The sequence below is a fragment of the Gloeocapsopsis sp. IPPAS B-1203 genome, assembly GCF_002749975.1.
Classification (GTDB): domain Bacteria; phylum Cyanobacteriota; class Cyanobacteriia; order Cyanobacteriales; family Chroococcidiopsidaceae; genus Gloeocapsopsis.
Genome location: NZ_PEIG01000002.1, coordinates 1 through 18239, shown reverse-complemented (window position 1 = coordinate 18239; position 18239 = coordinate 1). Strand labels below are relative to the sequence as shown.

18 protein-coding genes and 1 pseudogene are annotated in these 18239 nt (G+C 41.3%); 8 read left to right on the top strand and 11 right to left on the bottom strand.

What is annotated here, in order from left to right:
* Positions 1-337 precede the first annotated feature (337 nt).
* Complete coding sequence (locus tag CSQ79_RS03395; protein WP_099699807.1) at positions 338-1159, bottom strand: calcium-binding protein; 822 nt, start codon at positions 1157-1159, stop codon at positions 338-340.
* Here CSQ79_RS03395 and CSQ79_RS03390 point away from each other — a divergent pair.
* The 3 genes from CSQ79_RS03390 (at position 1159) to CSQ79_RS03380 (ending at position 3879) form a co-directional block, all read left to right on the top strand.
* A complete protein-coding gene (locus CSQ79_RS03390) occupies positions 1159-1353 on the top strand; it encodes a hypothetical protein (protein ID WP_099699806.1) in 195 nt (64 codons plus the stop codon). The genes CSQ79_RS03395 and CSQ79_RS03390 overlap by 1 nt on opposite strands.
* Before the next feature lie 126 nt (positions 1354-1479).
* Entirely contained in the window at positions 1480-2715 is a 1236-nt protein-coding gene (locus tag CSQ79_RS03385) for a sigma-70 family RNA polymerase sigma factor (RefSeq protein ID WP_099699805.1), read from the top strand.
* Positions 2716-2721: 6 nt separating this feature from the next.
* Positions 2722-3879 carry a DUF1822 family protein gene (locus CSQ79_RS03380; protein WP_099699804.1) on the top strand — a complete coding sequence of 386 codons (1158 nt, stop codon included), beginning with the start codon at positions 2722-2724 and terminating at the stop codon, positions 3877-3879.
* Positions 3880-3957: 78 nt separating this feature from the next.
* Here CSQ79_RS03380 and CSQ79_RS03375 read toward each other — a convergent pair whose 3' ends face one another.
* Positions 3958-6624 (bottom strand): CHAT domain-containing protein, encoded by a 2667-nt coding sequence (locus tag CSQ79_RS03375; RefSeq protein WP_289500431.1) that lies wholly within the window; start codon positions 6622-6624, stop codon positions 3958-3960.
* A gap of 396 nt (positions 6625-7020) precedes the next feature.
* Positions 7021-7578 (bottom strand): G/U mismatch-specific DNA glycosylase, encoded by a 558-nt coding sequence (gene mug / locus CSQ79_RS03370; RefSeq protein ID WP_289500430.1) that lies wholly within the window; start codon positions 7576-7578, stop codon positions 7021-7023.
* A gap of 64 nt (positions 7579-7642) precedes the next feature.
* Between mug and nudC the strand changes: the two genes are divergently transcribed.
* Both nudC and CSQ79_RS03360 read left to right on the top strand, forming a co-directional pair.
* Entirely contained in the window at positions 7643-8461 is an 819-nt protein-coding gene (nudC, locus tag CSQ79_RS03365) for an NAD(+) diphosphatase (RefSeq protein ID WP_099699803.1), read from the top strand.
* Between the two features lie 388 nt (positions 8462-8849).
* Positions 8850-9164 (top strand): hypothetical protein, encoded by a 315-nt coding sequence (locus CSQ79_RS03360; RefSeq protein WP_099699802.1) that lies wholly within the window; start codon positions 8850-8852, stop codon positions 9162-9164.
* A gap of 28 nt (positions 9165-9192) precedes the next feature.
* Here the strand turns inward: CSQ79_RS03360 and CSQ79_RS03355 are convergent, their stop codons facing one another.
* Complete coding sequence (locus CSQ79_RS03355) at positions 9193-9870, bottom strand: TetR/AcrR family transcriptional regulator (RefSeq protein ID WP_099699801.1); 678 nt, start codon at positions 9868-9870, stop codon at positions 9193-9195.
* 136 nt (positions 9871-10006) lie between these two features.
* On the opposite strand from CSQ79_RS03355, the gene CSQ79_RS03350 reads away from it, so the two are divergent.
* Together CSQ79_RS03350 and CSQ79_RS03345 are read left to right on the top strand one after the other, a co-directional pair.
* The gene (locus CSQ79_RS03350) at positions 10007-11242 is read left to right on the top strand and encodes an HlyD family secretion protein (RefSeq protein WP_099699800.1); all 1236 of its coding nucleotides are present in this window, start codon (positions 10007-10009) and stop codon (positions 11240-11242) included.
* Positions 11243-11340: 98 nt separating this feature from the next.
* Complete coding sequence (locus tag CSQ79_RS03345; protein ID WP_099699799.1) at positions 11341-13347, top strand: ATP-binding cassette domain-containing protein; 2007 nt, start codon at positions 11341-11343, stop codon at positions 13345-13347.
* 32 nt (positions 13348-13379) lie between these two features.
* Here CSQ79_RS03345 and CSQ79_RS03340 read toward each other — a convergent pair whose 3' ends face one another.
* Positions 13380-13589, bottom strand: coding sequence for a hypothetical protein (locus tag CSQ79_RS03340; RefSeq protein WP_099699798.1), 210 nt, complete (start codon positions 13587-13589; stop codon positions 13380-13382).
* A gap of 93 nt (positions 13590-13682) precedes the next feature.
* On the opposite strand from CSQ79_RS03340, the gene CSQ79_RS03335 reads away from it, so the two are divergent.
* A complete protein-coding gene (locus CSQ79_RS03335) occupies positions 13683-14783 on the top strand; it encodes an ABC transporter permease (protein ID WP_099699797.1) in 1101 nt (366 codons plus the stop codon).
* Between the two features lie 195 nt (positions 14784-14978).
* On the opposite strand, the gene CSQ79_RS03330 is transcribed toward CSQ79_RS03335, so the two are convergent.
* The 6 genes and pseudogenes from CSQ79_RS03330 to CSQ79_RS03310 all read right to left on the bottom strand — a co-directional run.
* Positions 14979-15359, bottom strand: coding sequence for a hypothetical protein (locus CSQ79_RS03330; protein ID WP_099699796.1), 381 nt, complete (start codon positions 15357-15359; stop codon positions 14979-14981).
* Positions 15360-15619: 260 nt separating this feature from the next.
* Positions 15620-15943 (bottom strand): RNA-binding protein, encoded by a 324-nt coding sequence (locus tag CSQ79_RS03325; protein ID WP_099699795.1) that lies wholly within the window; start codon positions 15941-15943, stop codon positions 15620-15622.
* 4 nt (positions 15944-15947) lie between these two features.
* The gene (locus CSQ79_RS03320) at positions 15948-16289 is read right to left on the bottom strand and encodes a hypothetical protein (protein ID WP_099699794.1); all 342 of its coding nucleotides are present in this window, start codon (positions 16287-16289) and stop codon (positions 15948-15950) included.
* Positions 16290-16500: 211 nt separating this feature from the next.
* Positions 16501-17565 (bottom strand): M12 family metallopeptidase, encoded by a 1065-nt coding sequence (locus CSQ79_RS03315; RefSeq protein ID WP_099699793.1) that lies wholly within the window; start codon positions 17563-17565, stop codon positions 16501-16503.
* Between the two features lie 293 nt (positions 17566-17858).
* Entirely contained in the window at positions 17859-18008 is a 150-nt protein-coding gene (locus CSQ79_RS27350) for a hypothetical protein (RefSeq protein WP_289500427.1), read from the bottom strand.
* A 142-nt stretch (positions 18009-18150) separates the two neighbouring features.
* Positions 18151-18239: pseudogene (locus CSQ79_RS03310) on the bottom strand (IS5/IS1182 family transposase); the annotation flags it as partial.

The window sequence follows — 18239 nt, the reverse complement described above, 5'->3', positions numbered from 1 at the left end:
GTTAGACTTTATATTTTTATGCAGGTTTTTACAGATATAATTGCAAAAATATCTCAAGTTATATAAAAAAAATAATTGTTTGTTTGTATAAAAGGAACATCAGTAATTGATATGAAATGACTAAAGACCTATGAATTTTAATCAAAACAAAGCTAAAAGCCTTCCTAATTATTTAGGAAGGCTAAATTTATCAATTTTTGAGAAGTACTATTATTGAGAGTTTGTATCTAATTTAATCTTTTTAAATCACTCATATAAACTAGATAGCAAACATTAAGACTTACACACCCAAAATTATTATCGTGTCAACTCATTGCCTAATTCTAGATAGTGTAAATTAGGCATAAGTAAAGTCGAAGGACAGAACTGGGCTACTATTATCTTGTACAACACCAATTACATCTGCACCATATTTCACTAAAGTATCTGTAACGCCGTTACCAGTCCAGTCAGTGTATTCGAGCGAGTAGTTACCTGCACCTGAACCCGAAAGTTGAATTTTATCTCCTTCCAAGTAAGAGAAGTCTGTAATTGTGGCATAACCACCACCTTGATAATAAGTACTCCAGGAATCACCTAAGACAAAAGTGTCAGCTTCTGTACCACCAGTGAGATAATCATATTCGTATTCTGTATAGCCGTAGCCATTAAGAGTATCTCTACCATGACCGCCATAGAGATCATCACTACCTTGATTGCCAGAGAGATAATCATTACCGTAGCCGCCATAGAGAGTGTCATAACCTTCTCCACCAGAAAGATAATCATCGCCATATCCGCCATCAAGGTAGTCATTGTCTTTACCCCCTGCTAAATAGTCGTTGCCATCAAGACCATAGAGAGTATCTCTACCTTTACCACCATAAATATCGTCGCTACCATAACCACCGACTATATAATCATGACCGTCGCCACCATCTAAATAGTTGTAGTAGAAGTCGTAGCCAGCATATAAAACGTCGTCACCTTTACCACCATACAAGGTATCCGAGCCAGAACCGCCATCGAGGTAGTCGTTACCTTTGCCACCATCTAGGTAGTCATGACCACCTTTACCATACAAAGTATCATGACCATCAAGACCTAAAATTTTATCATCATATTCTGTGCCATTTAAGGTGTTGTTTCTGTTATTACCCTTGATTTGATTGAAAGACATTGTATTTTCTCCAAGAATTAGAGTTTATTTTTGTCATTGGCTTGTTGCCTTACATTCACTACATAGGGTGGTGTTTGTTGATTTATGCAGGTGTGATGAAAAAACTTTTTCAGGATTTGGAGCAAGCTTTTTTGCTGACTGTTCAGGTTTTTGCCACACTCGAACGTCAAAACCACAAGAATTGGAAGTTTTAATTTTAAAAGCTAGAGAAAATGTGTCTTTGACTCGGTTAATTCAGCAACTGCGGTTCGTGAGAAGATATAAGTATAATCATCTCGACTGCAAACCTCTTTCCTGGCTGTGGTGTCAGTAGCTACTTCATGCGTTCTCGTCAAGATATTGTTGAGATTTTCTCGTCTTTTATTCAGTTCAATGCCGATCGCTTTAGCAACTGGGCGACTGAACCTAAACTGCGCCGGAGTATGCAAAAGTCTTTAGCCCAATCGCCGCAAGCCACAACGAAGGAAAACTTTTGGGCGCTTTATTGGTATAAACTATGGCTAGCACAACCTCAAAGCCTAGCATTTGGGCATTTATATGCTTACTTGCAAGAAGCTGGTTACTGGGCGGCACAAAATATTGTGACGAATTTCACGAGTAGCCAACACACAGTCGCTGATTGTTTTCAGATTGCGATCGCTAAAGTTGATAAAATACTCCAAGGGTTTAACTCGCAGCAAGGCTTTAACCTGAAAAACTACGCCAGTGCAATCTTTACTAGCTCAATTAAAGAAACCCTCCGCCAGCGTCAAGAAGTCGATATTTGCACCGATTGGAGTTTACTACGCAAGCTGAGTCACAAACGACTAGAAGAAGCCTTGCAAAATGCAGGATTATCGCCAGAAAAAATTGCCAGTTACCTGATAGCGTGGAATTGCTTCAAAACGATCTATGTTCCGACACAAGCAGGTACAACGCGACAACTCGCAAAACCTGATTCGGCAACGTGGGAAGCGATCGCTAAACTATATAATGCTCAAAACCTCAAGACAAAAATCCATCACGTAGAGACACTAGAACAATGGATGCTAGCGTGTGCAAAAGCTGCGCGTTCTTATCTTTATCCTACAGTCGCTTCGATTAATACTCCCAAACCAGGACAAGATGCAGGTGAATGGTTAGATAATTTACCCGAATTGCAAGGCGAATCTTTACTCACAAATATCATTACGCAAGAAGAAATACAAAATAGACAGACGCAGTACAAGCAAATCAGTGAGATATTAGTTGCAGCGATCGCCAAACTCGATATGCAAGCACAACAAATATTGCAACTTTACTATGGTGGAGCACTCACGCAACAACAAATGGCTGCCCAGTTAGATATCAAACAATATACAATTTCTCGACGATTGACAAAATGTCGAGAAGAATTGCTAAAAGCACTTGCACACTGGAGTCAAGATTTGCATATTTCGCTAACTTCCGACGTACTAAAAAATATCAGCGCAGTTCTAGACGAGTGGCTGCAAGGTCACTATAGCCAAACTGATATGGCAGTGGGCGCGGAGGTGTCCTCCGTGACATTAGCTGACCTGAATTCCTCAAGGGAGTAACCGATTATGACTTTCGATTCGCTACTGGCAGCAGCTAACCCTACTCAATTATGGCTCGAAATCTCTCCTGACGATCAGTCTCAAGCTTGGCAACATCAGGAGTCCACTCCTAGTAGTCGTTGGAACGCTACTTTAAATCACATTACACTCAATACTTTTATATCGTGGTTGCGCACAGAATACGCCCCGCAAGCCAAAGTTTTTCCTAATCGGGCGGCTTTAGCAAGTATTTGGGAATTTGTCAACGGTGTCGCCATTATTTGGGAAACAACAAAAATAGTTCTAATTCCTAGCGAAACGATTGATACGGCTGAATTACGCGTACCGCAAGAATGGATTGATATCCCAGAATGGACAGCAGATTATTATTTGGGAGTGCAAGTCAATCCTGACGATCGCTGGATGCGAATATGGGGATACACAACACACCAGCAACTCAAGACAAGGGGACATTACAATGCAAGCGATCGCACTTACACTTTAGATGAAGATGAACTGATTGCAGATATCAATGTTCTGTGGGTAGCACAGCAACTAGGTGTTAGAGAAGAGACAAGAAGCGCGATTGCACCTCTCGCAATACCGCAAGCACAAGCAGAAAACTTAATTCAGCGTTTAGGCAATCCTGACATTACTACACCACGACTGGAGATTCCATTTACACTGTGGGGTGCCATACTTGCACATGGTGGATGGCGACAGCGCTTATACGAACGTCGTCAAGGATTACCCGATCAATGGTCAATTTTACAGTGGTTGCGATCAGGAATTTCTGATGTAGCGCAACAAATTGGTTGGCAACAAGTCGAACTGCAACCGAGTTTAGCGCGATCGCGTTCTTTAGAACCGACACCTGCATCTGCTGTATTATCTCGTCAACTTGCTATTGCAGGACAACAGTACGAATTACGTATCATCCAACAAGATCCAGAACAACAATGGCGCTTTGAATTACGCAATACTACTGCAGGTGCTTTAATTCCTGGAGGCTTCAAATTAAGACTGCTAACAGAAGACTTACAAGATTTTGAGAATAATGAAGATACAGCTACAGCAGCAGTCGAACAGCTATTTGTTGAAGTTGCACTCGAACCTGGTGAAGGAATTGTCTGGGAAATCGAACCGACTCCAGAAAACTACGAAAGAGAGATTCTAAGGTTTTAGACAACTAATAATTTTAGTTACGTCAAACCTAAATTCATTGGCTAATTGCTAAGCGCTAACCGCTAATTGCTTTTTATCTTACAACCAATTACCGACTAAAACATACGGTGCCCAAAAGTAAGGATGTTCGTATTTAGGATCTTTTAGTAAAGTTTGTTGTGCGCGACGTAGTGCATCGGCTTTTGTCACACTCGTGTTAGCATACTCTTTATAAAATTGTCCCATCAATGAAGCTGTAGCAACATCACTCACAGACCACAGTGTTGCTAGTGTACTACGAGCACCAGCCCGTACAGCCATGCCAGCAAGTCCTAATGCAGCGCGTTTATCTCCAGCGACTGTCTCACACGCACTCAAAACGAGTAATTCAATCGCATTGCGCCTGTTCGTGTCTCTGGTACGCAGAATAGTGTTTAACTGATTGACATCAATTGCACTATCCCAACTTAGAATAAATGTCTCCTCAGCTTTAGAACTAAACTGTCCATGAGTTGCTAAATGAACTACCGGAACTGGAGAAGATTGAACTGCGTTTTGCAGCGTGTTTGTTGTAAATTCCTGATTGAGGAGAACGCGACTTGGGACTTCTGATTGAATTTGTTCGAGTTCTAGTTTGACATTAGGAAGCGCTGCAAAGCTTTCGCGGGCTTCGGTAAGCCCTGCTGTGAGGGCTTTGAGTTTTTCTCGCGCTAGTGGCTGCGGATCGAGGAGTTGTAAACCTGGTGTGAGGGCAATGCTATATTTTTCGACTAAATACTGCTCGCCATCATACAATGCTGCCATAGGAATATTGCGCATCGCCCCATCTAAAACGAAGACGATTGTTTTCACGCCACTTTTTTCTAAGTCTGCGGCTACTGGGCGAATTAACCAGTTATAAACTTCCGCTGCAAAAGGTAGATATCGCCGTGATGTCTGCGTGAATAAAGTTTGACGCAATCCTTCCACAACACTTTCCACGCGGTTTGCACTTAAGGCTGTAGCATAGTGGCGTAGTGGTTGTTTGGGAAGTGACACGATGACTTCTAAGCGATCGCCTAAAATAATTGGATAAATCACCGCAGCGGATTGATCTACCTGATCGATTTGTACTGGCTGAGTATCTAGACACGCAGTACGAAAGAAGTTTTCAATTTCAGCGACTTGTAGCGCTTCAATCGTATCTCTTGCTTGTACTAAATTTTTTTGACTAGCTGAAGATGGAGCTTGTAATAGTAAACTGACTAACTCGCGATACACAGGTTCAACACTATCGCGAAACGAAAATTGTAATTCAGGGTTAATTCCCACCAAGTCGTTACGCAAAGACTTGAGACTACTCACAGCATCAGTGTAAGATGCGATCGCTTCTTGCGTTCTACCTGTAGCATTTTGTAAACGACCGAGTTGCCATTGCCATCGGTAAGCAATATCTGAAGCATTAATTGTTTGCGCAACTAACAAGGCTTGTTCGGTGAGTTTTTGGGCATCAGACCATTGTTGCGTTTGCTGGTATAATCCTCCTAGATAACCTAATGCTTGAGCCTCAGCACGTTGGTCTTGTAAGGTTCGAGCTTGTTGTAGTGCAGTTGCTAAAATTTGCCCAATTTCTGACCAAGAAGGTACTGAAGCTAATTCTTGTGCTTTTTCCCTCTCTCCATACGCACACTGCTGCACAATCGGGGAAGATTGTACTGATATTTGTCCTTCTTGTTGTTTCAAACAAATGAGACTTTGAGCTAAATTAATCCGGCTATTAACCGAGGTTCTACTAATAGGTACATTAGCTAATAAACTCTGAATTTCTGGTAATAATGCTTGGGCATCTGACAATTGCTGTGTTTCTAATAATAGACTTAGTTGATTAAGTTGTGCTTGGATTTTTTGATGTGGAGAATTTGTCACACTAGCGGCTTGTTGATAGTAAAAAAGTGCATTTTGCCAGTTCTGTTGGGCGCGTGAGGTATTACCAAGGCTAAGTAAAGCCGCACTTTCGTTTTGTGGGGATTGCACTTTTTGGGCGGCGGCTAAACTTTCGCGTAAAACTGTTTCAGATTGCGGTAAGTCGCCAATCACTCGCAGTACATTACCCAAACTCCGCAAACCTGTTGTTTTAATTAACAAGTCTGGTTCTTGTTGCAGACTTTGTTTAACTGAATTGAGGTTAGTTAAAGCACGGCGATAAAGTCCTAATGCTTTGAGGGCTTGTACTTGGTTAATTTTACTACCAATGCTCCCAGTGCGATCGCCTACTTTCTCATAAGTTGTTGTTGCTTGTTGCCAAGTTGTTAAAGCTTTTTCGGCTTGTCCTTGAGTAAGCTGGAGGTGTCCTTGAGTATTTAAGGCTTGGGCGAGTACAGGTAAATATTCTGCATTGTGTTGGGTTTGCAGAAGTTGTAAACTAGCGGCGATCGCTTGTGTTGCTAGCTTCCACTGTCCGAGTTCTTGATAAACCAAAGAAAGATAATTTAATGCTTGGGCTTGGTGTAGTGCATCGCCTGCGGTACGAAACACTTGAACAGCTTGTTGTAAGACTTCTACTGCTGCGGCGAACTGTTCAGCTTGATATAAATTAACTCCCTGCTGCATAAGTTGCATTGCATCAGCATTTTGGTTCGCAACTGGGGTAGCCGATACTTGCGTTTGATTGACTGTAGCTATCACGGGGAGTGTAGCAGAACTCAAGATGATTAGAGGAGTCAGTGTCGCAGCCCAGATTATTTGTTGATGTTTAACGAACATGACAGGAAGTAGTGGTAATATCATCTCCGGTTAAATAACCAGAATATCGGTATCGTTACGCTGTTATTAGTGGTTAGTTACTAGTCACTAGTCACTTTACTCACCATTTTTGTTATCACTAATCAACCGGATTTGATACAAGTTGATTGCTGATAATTGCAATAGGCAAGTCTACTGATAGTTGTTTTGGTGTCATTTGGGCTACAACACCGCTAGCTGTAACTACAATTCCAGCTTGTTACCATTTTTCTATGGATTTATAAAATAAGTATTCAATTTTACCAATGAATTTAAATTCACTAGTGTCAATAGTATATATGAGCTACATGAAGTTTGAGTAATTACGTATTATTACGACTAAAAGAGTTAGCCTTACCCAGAATGGAGAGAAAGGGGCTTTTTAATATTTGTGGCAGAAGTTTAGTGAATGGCAATCAATAATTCTCGGTATACTCGTTGAAGATCTGCAAGTTGATAATGGGCATTTAACCCGCTAGGGTTAGGTAACACCCAAACTATCGCACCATGTAAATCATTTTGTCTTCCAATAGCAGCTTTGGGAAAATGAAACGCAGTGCGATAAGCACTGATACCCAAAATAGCTAGACATTGTGGTTGATATTGCTGTACCTTTGCAATTAACTGTTGTTGACCTTGAATGAGTTCTTCTGGTGCTAATTGATCGGCTCTTGCTGTTGCGCGATCGACAATGTTTGTTAAACCATAGCCAAATTGCAACAAATCGCGATCTTCAAAAGGAGAGAGTAAGCGATCGGTAAAACCTGCTGCATGAAGCGATCGCCAAAAGCGATTTCCTGGGCGTGCAAAGTGATGTCCCACTGCAGCACTATAAACGCTAGGATTAATCCCACAAAACAAAACACGCAAATTTGGGGCAATAATATCTGGAACCGTCTTCCCCGTTGCGGCAATAATTTCTTCTGGTGTGGGTTTGCGTCGCACAATTTGATTACCCATCAATATACTTTTCTTACGGTTCAAGCGCAGTGATATTATAAAGGTCAATTGCCTTCTACTGACAATGCATCGTATCTTCATTCCTGGCATTACTCCACCTGTCCAAAATTCTGAACCCGCTTGGTGGTTTGCTTTTGTCGGCAATCAATTACTAGTTTGCCAGGAAGAAACAATCAGCCATATTCCTTATCTCGTTAGTTTAGAAGAAATTGGCTTAACACCTGTACGCACGCAATTTCTCGGTACATTAGACAATCAACCGTGTTATTCAGCAGAACTACCTAAAGATACGCTTTTACCTCATGGAATGTCTTTATGTGGACTGCGCGAATTATATGCCACATTAGACGATGATGTATTTATGCTCAGTGGTCGTGCCATTCAAATTGTTGAGTGGGATCGCACTCATCAGTATTGCGGACACTGCGCAACGCCTATGACACAACTATCGCACGAACGTGCTAAGCGTTGTCCTAACTGTAGATTAGTTAACTATCCGCGTCTTTCACCCGCAATTATTGTACTTGTCTCGCGTGGAGAAGAATTATTACTAGCCCGCGCCCATCGATTTCCACCAGGAATGTATAGCGTACTCGCTGGTTTTGTGGAACCAGGAGAATCTCTAGAAGAAACAGTAGTAAGGGAAGTCGGCGAAGAAGTTGGTATTGAAATTACAGATATTCGCTATTTTGGATCGCAACCGTGGCCTTTTCCTAATTCACTGATGATTGGATTTACGGCAACCTATGCTAGTGGGGATATTACAATTGAACCACAAGAGTTAGTTGCTGCTGGCTGGTTTCATAAACACAATCTTCCAAAGCTTCCACCACCATTAAGCATTGCCCGAAAATTGATCGATTGGTTTGTAGCAACGCATTAAGTCTTCTGAAGTATGAGTCATTAAAATTAATTTTGTTGTTAAGGATAATTTAATCGGTGATTCATCTATCTTTTTCAATTAAACAATGAATAAAATTAATAAATAGTTATAATCCTTCGTTACGTTCAAATCATCAAGTAACAAGATTAAAACATTACTCAAAAAATATTCTGTACTTCAGAATTTTCTCAAACTACTACCATTTCTTCACAAGTTCCTCAAATTATGTGTTTATTATCATAATTGAAAGCGATCGGTCATCAAAAAATGTCTGATAGCTAGTAGCTAAGGCTTGAGCAAAACAATTTGGAAAACTCATATAGTTCAAAAAATACTGGTTGCATTGGTACTTGTTTTGTTTTTGTTGATTAGCTTGAGGAAAATTGATATGAAAAGCATCATCATAGCTTTACTAATGATACTATTAGCTCCAACCACTAATTACGCTCAAACACACACCTTAGAAGTAGAACCAGAGCAAAAATTGCGCTACCAATTAGAACTACTGAGACTCCAACGCAATTTTGAAGCTACATGCGAACAGCAAAGACAAGAGGCTAATCAAGATATCCAACGAGTTCTTACCACTTCTAGAGAGGTACGAGATTCATCCCTTCACCAGACTGCAGCACAAGAATGGCAGCAGCAACAAGAAGCCCAACGCGATATCACCAATAGAACTATTCCCAGGTTTAATAGGTAATAGAATACTGTGATAGCGTTTTATTTTTTTATATTTTCTCACCTAAAATACAGTTAATTAAACTACTAATCAAGCGTTCTTTTGCCATTGGCATTGTATACTTACCGTGCAAAACTTCCTGCGCTAAAACAAATGCTACTAAAGAACCAAGAAAAATGCGGGCTGTTGCTTCAGTATCAGTAATATTAAGTTCTGGATGCGTTGCAAAGTAGTTGCTGAGATTTCGGAATCCAAATTGTACGACTGTGCGGGTATAAAGTTGTGCTAATTCTGGAAAGTGTGCAGATTCTGCAATCACTAACCGAAAAAAGGCAATATATTCTTGGTCATCCATTTTTGCTAAAAACTTTTCAGCAATTCTCCGCAATACGATTTCAGGTTCGCCTTGAAATGGATTTTGAAATTCACACAAGAAACTACGAATTGTCACGCGCTCAATTAATGCAACAAACAACCTTTCTTTATCTTGAAAGTGGCTATAAATTGTCTGCTTAGAAACACCTGCTGTAGTTGCAACGCGATCCATACTGGTTTTGGCATACCCTTGTTTGAGAAAAACCTGCATTGCACCTTGCAAAATCTGTTCGCGCTTACTATGAGAACTTCCTACAGGTTCTGATTCAAGATGTTTGACTAACTCCACACCAACTTCGTTCAAGTAGTTCAGTGCTGGATTAGAAGTGTTTTGTAGTGGGGAATTAGCCATAGTTTGACCTTGAACTTTTGTAAAAAGTCTTGTTTCATACTGGACAGTCTAGTATGATTACAATAGATCATACCACACGGTCTAGTCTACTCAACTGAGTTGCGATTTTGACCGTCATGCTTGAGGGTTATTTGTTATGACGCAATTAGTCTCACCTCAAGAAACTCGGGCACTACCTGCAAAACGTACAAATCTGCGCTTATTAATTCCGTTGGGCTTGTTGATTATAGGTGCAGTAGGAATCGCAATGTGGTATTTGTCACGTCCTCAGTCTACTGCATTACAGTTAAGTGGTCGGATTGAAGGTTATCCTGCAAATGTTGGCGCTAAGGTAGGAGGACGTGTGGATGCAGTAGCTTTACGTGAAGGTGATGAGGTACGCAGAGGTGAGGTGATTGTGCAATTAGATGATGCAGAAATTCAAGCACAATTACAAGGAGCAAATGCTCGTTTGAGTGCAGCGCAGCAACAAGAACAACAAGCACGATTGCAAATTGCCGTTGCCCAAAGTCAAATTGAAGAAGCACAGTTTAACCTACAACAATCGCAGGGAGACGCTAGAGGACGAATTGCCCAAGCCGAAGCAAATGTAGCCACAGCACAAGCACAGTTAAGTCAGACAGAAGCTCAATTAGTCGAAGCGCGATCGCAACTAGAACTCGCCCGCAAAGAACGCGATCGCTTTCAACAATTACTACAAGCAGGCGCAATCACTCAACAACGATTCGATCAAGCACAAACAACATTTCAAACAGCCCAAGCAACACTTCAAAGTCGAGAAGCAGCAATCAACGCCGCGCAAAGACAAGTTAATGCAGCACAGGGTGGATTAGTTCAAGCCCAAAGTGCAAGTCTCAACCCGAATATTCGCAATACACAACTGAATGCTTTGCGCAGACAACTCGATGTCGCGAGATCGCAACTTGCAGCAGCCCAAGCCGAAGTCAAAAACGCCCAAGCTTCCCGCCAACAAATTCAAGCACAAATTGCCTATCTCAACGTTGTGAGTCCCATAGATGGAGTTGTATTAACTCGCAGTGTGGAACCTGGGGAAGTTGTAGCAACAGGTAGAACGTTACTGACAGTTATCGATCCCAATACTGTTTATTTACGCGGCTTCATCCCAGGAGGGCAAATTGGTAATGTGCGCGTTGGACAACGTGCTAATGTCTTTCTCGATTCTGCACCCGATCGCCCTTTATCTGCAAGAGTGACAGCAATTGATACACAAGCGTCGTTTACTCCAGAAAATATTTACTTCCGCGAAGATCGAGTGCGACAAGTTTTTGGTGTCAAACTTAGTATTGACAATCCGCAAGGATTTGCTAAACCAGGAATGCCAGCAGATGGAGAAATTATGACTGAGGGGTGAGGGGGAGCCACTGCGTTGCGGGGGAAACCCCTGTTGTAGCAAGTGGCGTTGAGGGGTGAGAGAAAGATTAGTATAAATGGCAAGATTTCATTGATCTAATGACAGCGAGTGCAATTACAAAAGATCCGACGACAGAATTAGTTATTCAAGTTGAAGGACTAAAGAAACGCTATGGCAAATTGGTAGCAGTTCGCGGTATTGATTTTACAGTATGCCAAGGAGAAATTTTTGGTTTAATTGGACCTGATGGCGCGGGGAAAACGACAACGTTTCATATTCTCGCTGGAGTCATGGAAGCCAGTGAAGGTGCTGTAGAAGTATTGGGGCTACCTCCTCGCGATGCAAGGTTAGATATTGGTTACTTAACGCAGCAATTTTCGCTTTATCTCGATTTGAGTATTGATGAAAATCTCAGCTATAGTGCAGGCTTACGTAAAATTCCTTCAGATTTATTGCAACAACGGCGGAATAAGTATCTCAAATTGATGGGATTAGAACGCTTTGGCGATCGCCTAGCAGGACAACTTTCGGGAGGAATGAAGCAAAAATTGGCGCTGTGCTGTGCGTTAGTGTCTCAACCGCAGATTTTACTTTTAGATGAACCGACAACAGGTGTCGATCCTGTATCGCGACGAGAATTTTGGGATATCCTTGCAACTTTAGCAAATGAAGGTGTGACAATTATTGTAGCAACACCCTATCTTGATGAAGCAGAACGTTGCAATCGCATTGCTTTGATGTCTGAAGGGCAAATTCAGCAAATTGGAACGCTCAAACAACTACGAGATGATTTAGGCTTAGAACGTTTAGAAGTGCGTACAAGGAATTTACAAGCCCTCGAAGCAGCAGAAAAAATTTTACTATCCGTTGATGCAGAATCAGATCCACGCATTGATGTTATTCATCCTGAACAAACTTATAATGCGATCGCAGACGTGCAAAGTTTTGGCGATCGCCTCGATGTTTTAGTAACAAACGCCCAAAAAGGTGAAGCACAAGTTCGCAGGCTATTGAATCAAAACAGCATACCCTTAGACACAATTGAGACTGGCGAAGCTACCTTAGAAAACGTCTTTGTCACTCGCTTACGCGCTGCGGGTTCCGATCCGCCGTTCATTTCCTTTCCACGATCAAAGGAACAGCCAAGAGTAGATCAAAACAATTTCCCTCACCCCTCCTCTATTGCAATTGGTGCGAGTAATCTACGCAAAGTTTTTGGTAATTTTCAAGCGGTTAAGGGAGTCAATTTAGAAATTCGCTACGGGGAAATTTATGGATTACTGGGGGCGAATGGTGCGGGGAAAACAACGACAATTAAGATGTTATGTGGATTGCTAGAACCAAGTAGCGGTAAGATTTCGCTAGCAGGACAAACGCAAAATTTACGAAGTAATGAACTGCGGCGGCGCATTGGTTACATGAGCCAAAAGTTTACGCTGTATGATGACTTAAGCGTTGTGCAAAATTTGGAATTTTATTGTGGAGTGTATGGAGTTTCGCGGCGAGTGCGACGCGATCGCATCGACTGGGTGTTAGAAACTTGTGGCTTGGTAGGTCAAGAAGACATGATAACTGGGCAATTACCTGGTGGTTGGAAGCAGCGAGTTGCATTCGGGGCTTCAGTAATGCACGAACCGAAAATTTTATTTCTTGATGAACCCACATCTGGCGTCGATCCGCTTGCAAGGCGACAATTTTGGCGGTTAATTGAAGATTTTGCCCGCAACGGAACTGCAATATTGGTAACGACACACTATCTAGAAGAAGCCGAACACTGTAACCGCATGGGTTTTCTCGTCGCTGGTGAAGTTGCTATGCAAGGTTCACCTAGTCAAATCAAAGCCGAACAACCAGGACAACTTTTAGAAGTCATTACCGATAATACACAAGTTGCATCGAATTTACTCAAAACTCAACTCGAACCTTGGCGCGTATCCATTTTTGGCGAGAAACTTCATGTTGTTCTCGATCATCCAGAAGAAATTTCTCAACTTCGTTCAACTTTAAAGGAGGCAAAATTGCAGATTCACTTGCTTCGCCCGATTCCCTTTTCTTTAGAAGATGCTTTTATTGGTATTGTGCAAAGAGTAGAACAGCAAAATTAGCTGATTCGAGTCAGTACCATCAAACTGCAACGTTACTTTCTTGAATCATGGTATCTTCTCTTTCTCGAATATTGCACAACTCCATCAACTTCCAAATCTTCGCTATATAGTGTTAAACATCGGTCATTTTGTAACTGAATTTTCTGTTTAGCCAAGTCTGCGATTGTTCCAGCACAATTCAAGCGTAGCCGCCCTTGAGCATCAGTATTATGAAAATCCGCAAAGACTTTTGAATTGCCCATTTTTTAACAATTTTCTATTACTTAAATAGATAAAGAGAACATGAAAAAAATATAAGTTTGAACACATATTAATAGTAAAAATACATTAAATTTATGAAACGAATTCTAGCACAGTGTATTAAAGAGCTGGCACAATTTCGACGCGATCGCCTCACGGTTGCACTAGCAATTTTGTTACCATTAGCAACTTTGTTTATCTTTGGTTTTGCGATTCGTTTAGAAGCAACAAATATTCCAATTGTCATTCAAGACTTAAATAATAGTCCTCTCAGTCGCAGCTACATTGAACAACTGATGGCAACAAATCAGTTTCAGCTTACGCGCTGGGATGATAATGTCATGGTTGCATTAGAAAGAGGAACTGCCAAAGCAGGTGCAGTCATTCCTCCTGATTTTGACTCACAAATTAACTCGAATCAGCCTACTACTGTACAAGTATTAATCGATGGCACTGATGCAAATAATGCCAGAATTATTCAGAACTCTTTTAGAGCTACCACTAATGCTTTTTTACAAACTTCTGGCATACAACAAAGACAACCCAATATCGTTGCCAGAATTCGGTTGTGGTTTAATCCAGGGCGCAAAGAATCATTATATATTGTCCCTGGGGTTTATGGTGTAATTTTGTGGATTTATCCCTCATTGTTGGCGGCGATCGCAATGGTACGTGAAAAAGAACGCGGGACAATTTTGCAAGTTTACGCTTCGAGTCTCAGTGCTGCTGAATTATTATTAGGAAAGGGACTTGCTTATTTTATTGTTGGTATTGCTCAAGCAATTGTCATTATCAGCCTTGGTTCATTATTATTTCAATTAAGTTTTGCTGTCGAACCAAGTGTTTTTATTCTCGGAACTTTACTTTATGTATGGACAAGTATATTGTTTGGTCTACTTATTGGAGTAAGAGCTAGTAATCAAAATGCTGCTGTGCAAGGAGTTGCAACAATTGGTTTTCTTTCTTCACTATTATTGTCTGGTTTTATTTATCCTTTAAGTAATATTCCTTTTCCACTATCTCTAATTTCTAGTATTTTACCTGCTCGCTACTATATTGAACTCAGCCGCGATGCATTTGTCCGTGGTACAGGTTGGATAGGAGTTTGGTTTATTCCCATAGTTCTCATAGTTATTGGTTTGCTACTCTTTAACACAGCGAGAAAAGCATTAAGTCGAATGCAATTACCAGACTAATTAAGTTTATGATGTGAATTATAGCTTCATTTATTACTTTGCTAAAACATAATTAGTATAATTTTTTTAATATCTCCATTGATTGAGAACAACCCGATTCCGAAGTACATATTCTGCTGTCTCCAAATTTTTGATCGCTTTCACAATCTCCCCATAACTCATATTTTTAGCTGGATCAGAGCTTGAGAATCTTCATCAAGCAATATTCGTTGGCTTAAATAAAACTCCTTTTACTTCCAATCGGTAACGTTCTTCATCTGCTTCCAATTTCAATAGCTCTTGATGACTCTCGTAGTATTGAAGAATGTCACAAATAGCAGCCAATGGTAAATCCCACTTTTCGACTGCTTGCTCTGGTGATAATTGATTCGTTACCATGTTTCGCCAAAAGGTTGAAGCAAGTAATTTATGACCTTTAATGTAAAGTTGTTTACGCCAAGGATGGGGACAGGACACCAAATACTGCCATTCAATCTGGAACGCGTTTCGTAGTGATTGAATCACAGCACTGATTAGAGCAAGGTGATCGCTCACAGAAAGCTGGTAAGCTTTTTCTTTAAGCTCTTGCAAAGACATATAACCATGCTCCAATGAAGGTTAATGCCTTGATTTTAGTTCAAACGCTTATTTGTCGGCTTATAAGCATATTGCTGTGCATTCAAGTTTGATAACTCTGATCAAGGTTTTGTCTCTCGCTGCTGGTAGACAAGCTTCAAGAACCGCCTTTGCCATTAACTCGATCGGCACAATGTTCTGCTTCACCCGCTGCAGATAACCTCAAACGCCCAACAGACAGACTCTCGGCAGTCAGGTGCATTACGTTGTTCTGCTGCTGATCACGATTGTTCGCTTGTTGCTGGAACTTTGAGATGAACCAAGGCTTTTTGCAGCACACTCGGCTTCACACTCAGCCAAACTTGATTGCGCTCGTCTTCAGTATACCCGACAACCACAGCCCCAATCGATGAACCAACATCTGGATACATCTCCGGAGTCATGTCTCCACTATCTACAAAATCAGTAATCTGCACGATGCCACGCACTGTATCATCACCAATGTCTACGAAGATCCCAAACGGTGCGTGATGCTCAACCCTACCATGAATCAGTTCTCCCAATCGATACTTCGACTTGATCTGATTCCAGAACTGATCGCTCATTGCATTACCTCGGTCTTAGAACTCTAGGATACTGATTCAAAATCGGAAACAAATCGTGAGGAATAGGTAATTCGACTTGCTCACCACCTTGATATGGTCTTTCAAGTGGCTTGAAATACCGCTCATAGATGACTGCATCAATTGTAACTTCCAGAATTCCGTCCTTGTAATACCGATGATATTCCTCTGCTAGACCCCTGCTGTTGGGTGCTGCAAAGTAACATTTTCCGTCCACAATTGGAGGATGATAGGGAAAATCAGCAGGTTGAAATCCCTGCTCCACGAGGTGCTGTCCTTTCCCTTTTTGGGTTGCTTTATAAATTGTGACGGTCTGGATTGTGTTCAAGCGAAAGAAAATCTGTTTTAGAGAAAAAGACCTTCGCCATTTTAACCTTGAGCCTCAAACCGACAATCTCTAGATTACCGCCAACACAACTAAACGAAGCGGTAGAACGTCTGAGTTAAGCGGTGGCAGACAACCTTTGTAACCTTACCAAGATCTCCCATCTATCCGCTCCAACGTTTTGTTAGACCGTGACAATCTTGACTTACTCAACCTATAACTCTCTGCCAAGCACACTTAATGAATCTGCTGCTCCAGGTTTTAATGCAATGACACCGAAAACAACACCTCCACCAGGGTCAAGCTGATGAAAGTTTGGAAAACCACTCACATACCCTTGATTTACTGCCCAGTCATTGACCTTACGAAACCGTTCTTCATTTGTTCCAGGGTTTCCTAGGTCAGCTACTGGCACACTTAATGAATCTGCTGTTCCAGGTTTTAATGCAATGACACCGAAAACAACACCTCCACCAGGGTCAAGCTGATGAAAGTTTGGAAAACCACTCACATACCCTTGATTTACTGCCCAGTCATTAGCGTCACGAAAACGTTCGTCAAATGATCTTTCATTAAATGGTGTAGATTGATAAAATACCCGAGCGAATTGCTTGTCTGTTGCTGAAAGCTGTTTATTCCAATCAACTGAGTAGTTATTAGTCGTTAGTGCCGCAGGGATTGCATAAATCATGATTGAGTTTTGGTCGAAGCTTGAGTATTGCGTAGTATCCCGACTCGCTGCTTGGAGCACATTTCTTTCTGTTTTCTGCTCATCCCATCCGTGAGTTTGCTGATAGTAATCAAGAACAGCTTGTCTCTTCCAGCTAATTCCATTGTTAGGATGCAGATGCTCATGTATAAATCCAAGGGCGTGGCCAAACTCATGAAGTACTACTCTGGAATACTCATCGTCCGGAGTGTCAGAACGTAGCCATCCGAAGTTCATGGTTGGCTCATTAAGGTTGGTCACTCTTAAAGCATTCGTACCAAGGTGTGACCAAGATCCCTCTCGTTGAAATGAAATTCGGATTTCTGCATTGGGATCGTTCCCAAACTCAAACTTAATATTAGCAAATTGACTCCATTGATGAGCAATTTGTTCGACCTTAGATTGAACTACAGGATCTCCATCTAAGAAGCGAACCTGTAGAGTTTTACCATTCTCCCATCTACAACCAACTGAAGCTACAAGGGAGAGTGGCTCGTCTGGTTGCCCTGAATCTTCTAGTTTTACTGGTAGTATTACTGGTACGGAGCAAACTTTTATTTCGTCAGTCATTTTAGACCTCTCTTTGATATAAATCTTTAACTGTTAAAATCAATGATGCCTCACAAGCAGTCTCAAAATATTGCCTCACCGATGACATTGCGGTAACTTGACGCTAAATACTGGTAGACAACCTTGATGCACTGTCCCCACCCACCACTTAAGCAGCCTAACAATTTATTGTGCAGAGTTTTACTGTAGATCTCCCAGTTCGAGTTGAATAAACGAATACTTTGCTGTAGCTCCACCAAATTTGAATGGAGCTACAGCAAAGCTGCTGTGTATCTCCCTTAATTGGAGTGGATCTACAGTGAAGTTCCGTATATCTGTCCCAGCACCTTTAGTAGAATACCTGTATCATTTAGATATATTTTATCCAAAGGTACTGAGCTTCCTCCTGTTGGAACTTCGTCCGCAAAAGCTGCTTGACCAAGTACGCGATGTGGTCGACTCAAGCACTACTCCTACCGTACCGAGGAAACTTGCGTCTATTGTTTGCCTTTCAATCTGCTGGGCTGCTCATCGCAATCATCAATAATTCCTCTTGTCTAACTGTGAATCTAAGAGGATGTTTGAAAAGTCAAAGCGCGTTAAAAATCATGCAAGTCGTCGAACCATAATACGGATCATGGCAATATAAATAAAAGTCTCCGAGGTTTGTGGTAGTCGTTCATAATCTTTACTTA

What these genes read in the sequence shown, in the direction of transcription:
- CSQ79_RS03355 (WP_099699801.1), bottom strand. Translation starts at nt 9,870, where the DNA reads ATGGCTAATTCCCCACTACAAAACACTTCTAATCCAGCACTGAACTAC.
- mug (WP_289500430.1), bottom strand. Translation starts at nt 7,578, where the DNA reads ATGGGTAATCAAATTGTGCGACGCAAACCCACACCAGAAGAAATTATT.
- CSQ79_RS03380 (WP_099699804.1), top strand. Translation starts at nt 2,722, where the DNA reads ATGACTTTCGATTCGCTACTGGCAGCAGCTAACCCTACTCAATTATGG.
- CSQ79_RS03335 (WP_099699797.1), top strand. Translation starts at nt 13,683, where the DNA reads ATGAAACGAATTCTAGCACAGTGTATTAAAGAGCTGGCACAATTTCGA.
- nudC (WP_099699803.1), top strand. Translation starts at nt 7,643, where the DNA reads ATGCATCGTATCTTCATTCCTGGCATTACTCCACCTGTCCAAAATTCT.
- CSQ79_RS03345 (WP_099699799.1), top strand. Translation starts at nt 11,341, where the DNA reads ATGACAGCGAGTGCAATTACAAAAGATCCGACGACAGAATTAGTTATT.
- CSQ79_RS03340 (WP_099699798.1), bottom strand. Translation starts at nt 13,589, where the DNA reads ATGGGCAATTCAAAAGTCTTTGCGGATTTTCATAATACTGATGCTCAA.
- CSQ79_RS03360 (WP_099699802.1), top strand. Translation starts at nt 8,850, where the DNA reads ATGAAAAGCATCATCATAGCTTTACTAATGATACTATTAGCTCCAACC.
- CSQ79_RS03325 (WP_099699795.1), bottom strand. Translation starts at nt 15,943, where the DNA reads ATGAGCGATCAGTTCTGGAATCAGATCAAGTCGAAGTATCGATTGGGA.
- CSQ79_RS03330 (WP_099699796.1), bottom strand. Translation starts at nt 15,359, where the DNA reads ATGTCTTTGCAAGAGCTTAAAGAAAAAGCTTACCAGCTTTCTGTGAGC.
- CSQ79_RS03395 (WP_099699807.1), bottom strand. Translation starts at nt 1,159, where the DNA reads ATGTCTTTCAATCAAATCAAGGGTAATAACAGAAACAACACCTTAAAT.
- CSQ79_RS03315 (WP_099699793.1), bottom strand. Translation starts at nt 17,565, where the DNA reads ATGACTGACGAAATAAAAGTTTGCTCCGTACCAGTAATACTACCAGTA.
- CSQ79_RS03350 (WP_099699800.1), top strand. Translation starts at nt 10,007, where the DNA reads ATGACGCAATTAGTCTCACCTCAAGAAACTCGGGCACTACCTGCAAAA.
- CSQ79_RS03375 (WP_289500431.1), bottom strand. Translation starts at nt 6,624, where the DNA reads ATGATATTACCACTACTTCCTGTCATGTTCGTTAAACATCAACAAATA.
- CSQ79_RS03385 (WP_099699805.1), top strand. Translation starts at nt 1,480, where the DNA reads ATGCGTTCTCGTCAAGATATTGTTGAGATTTTCTCGTCTTTTATTCAG.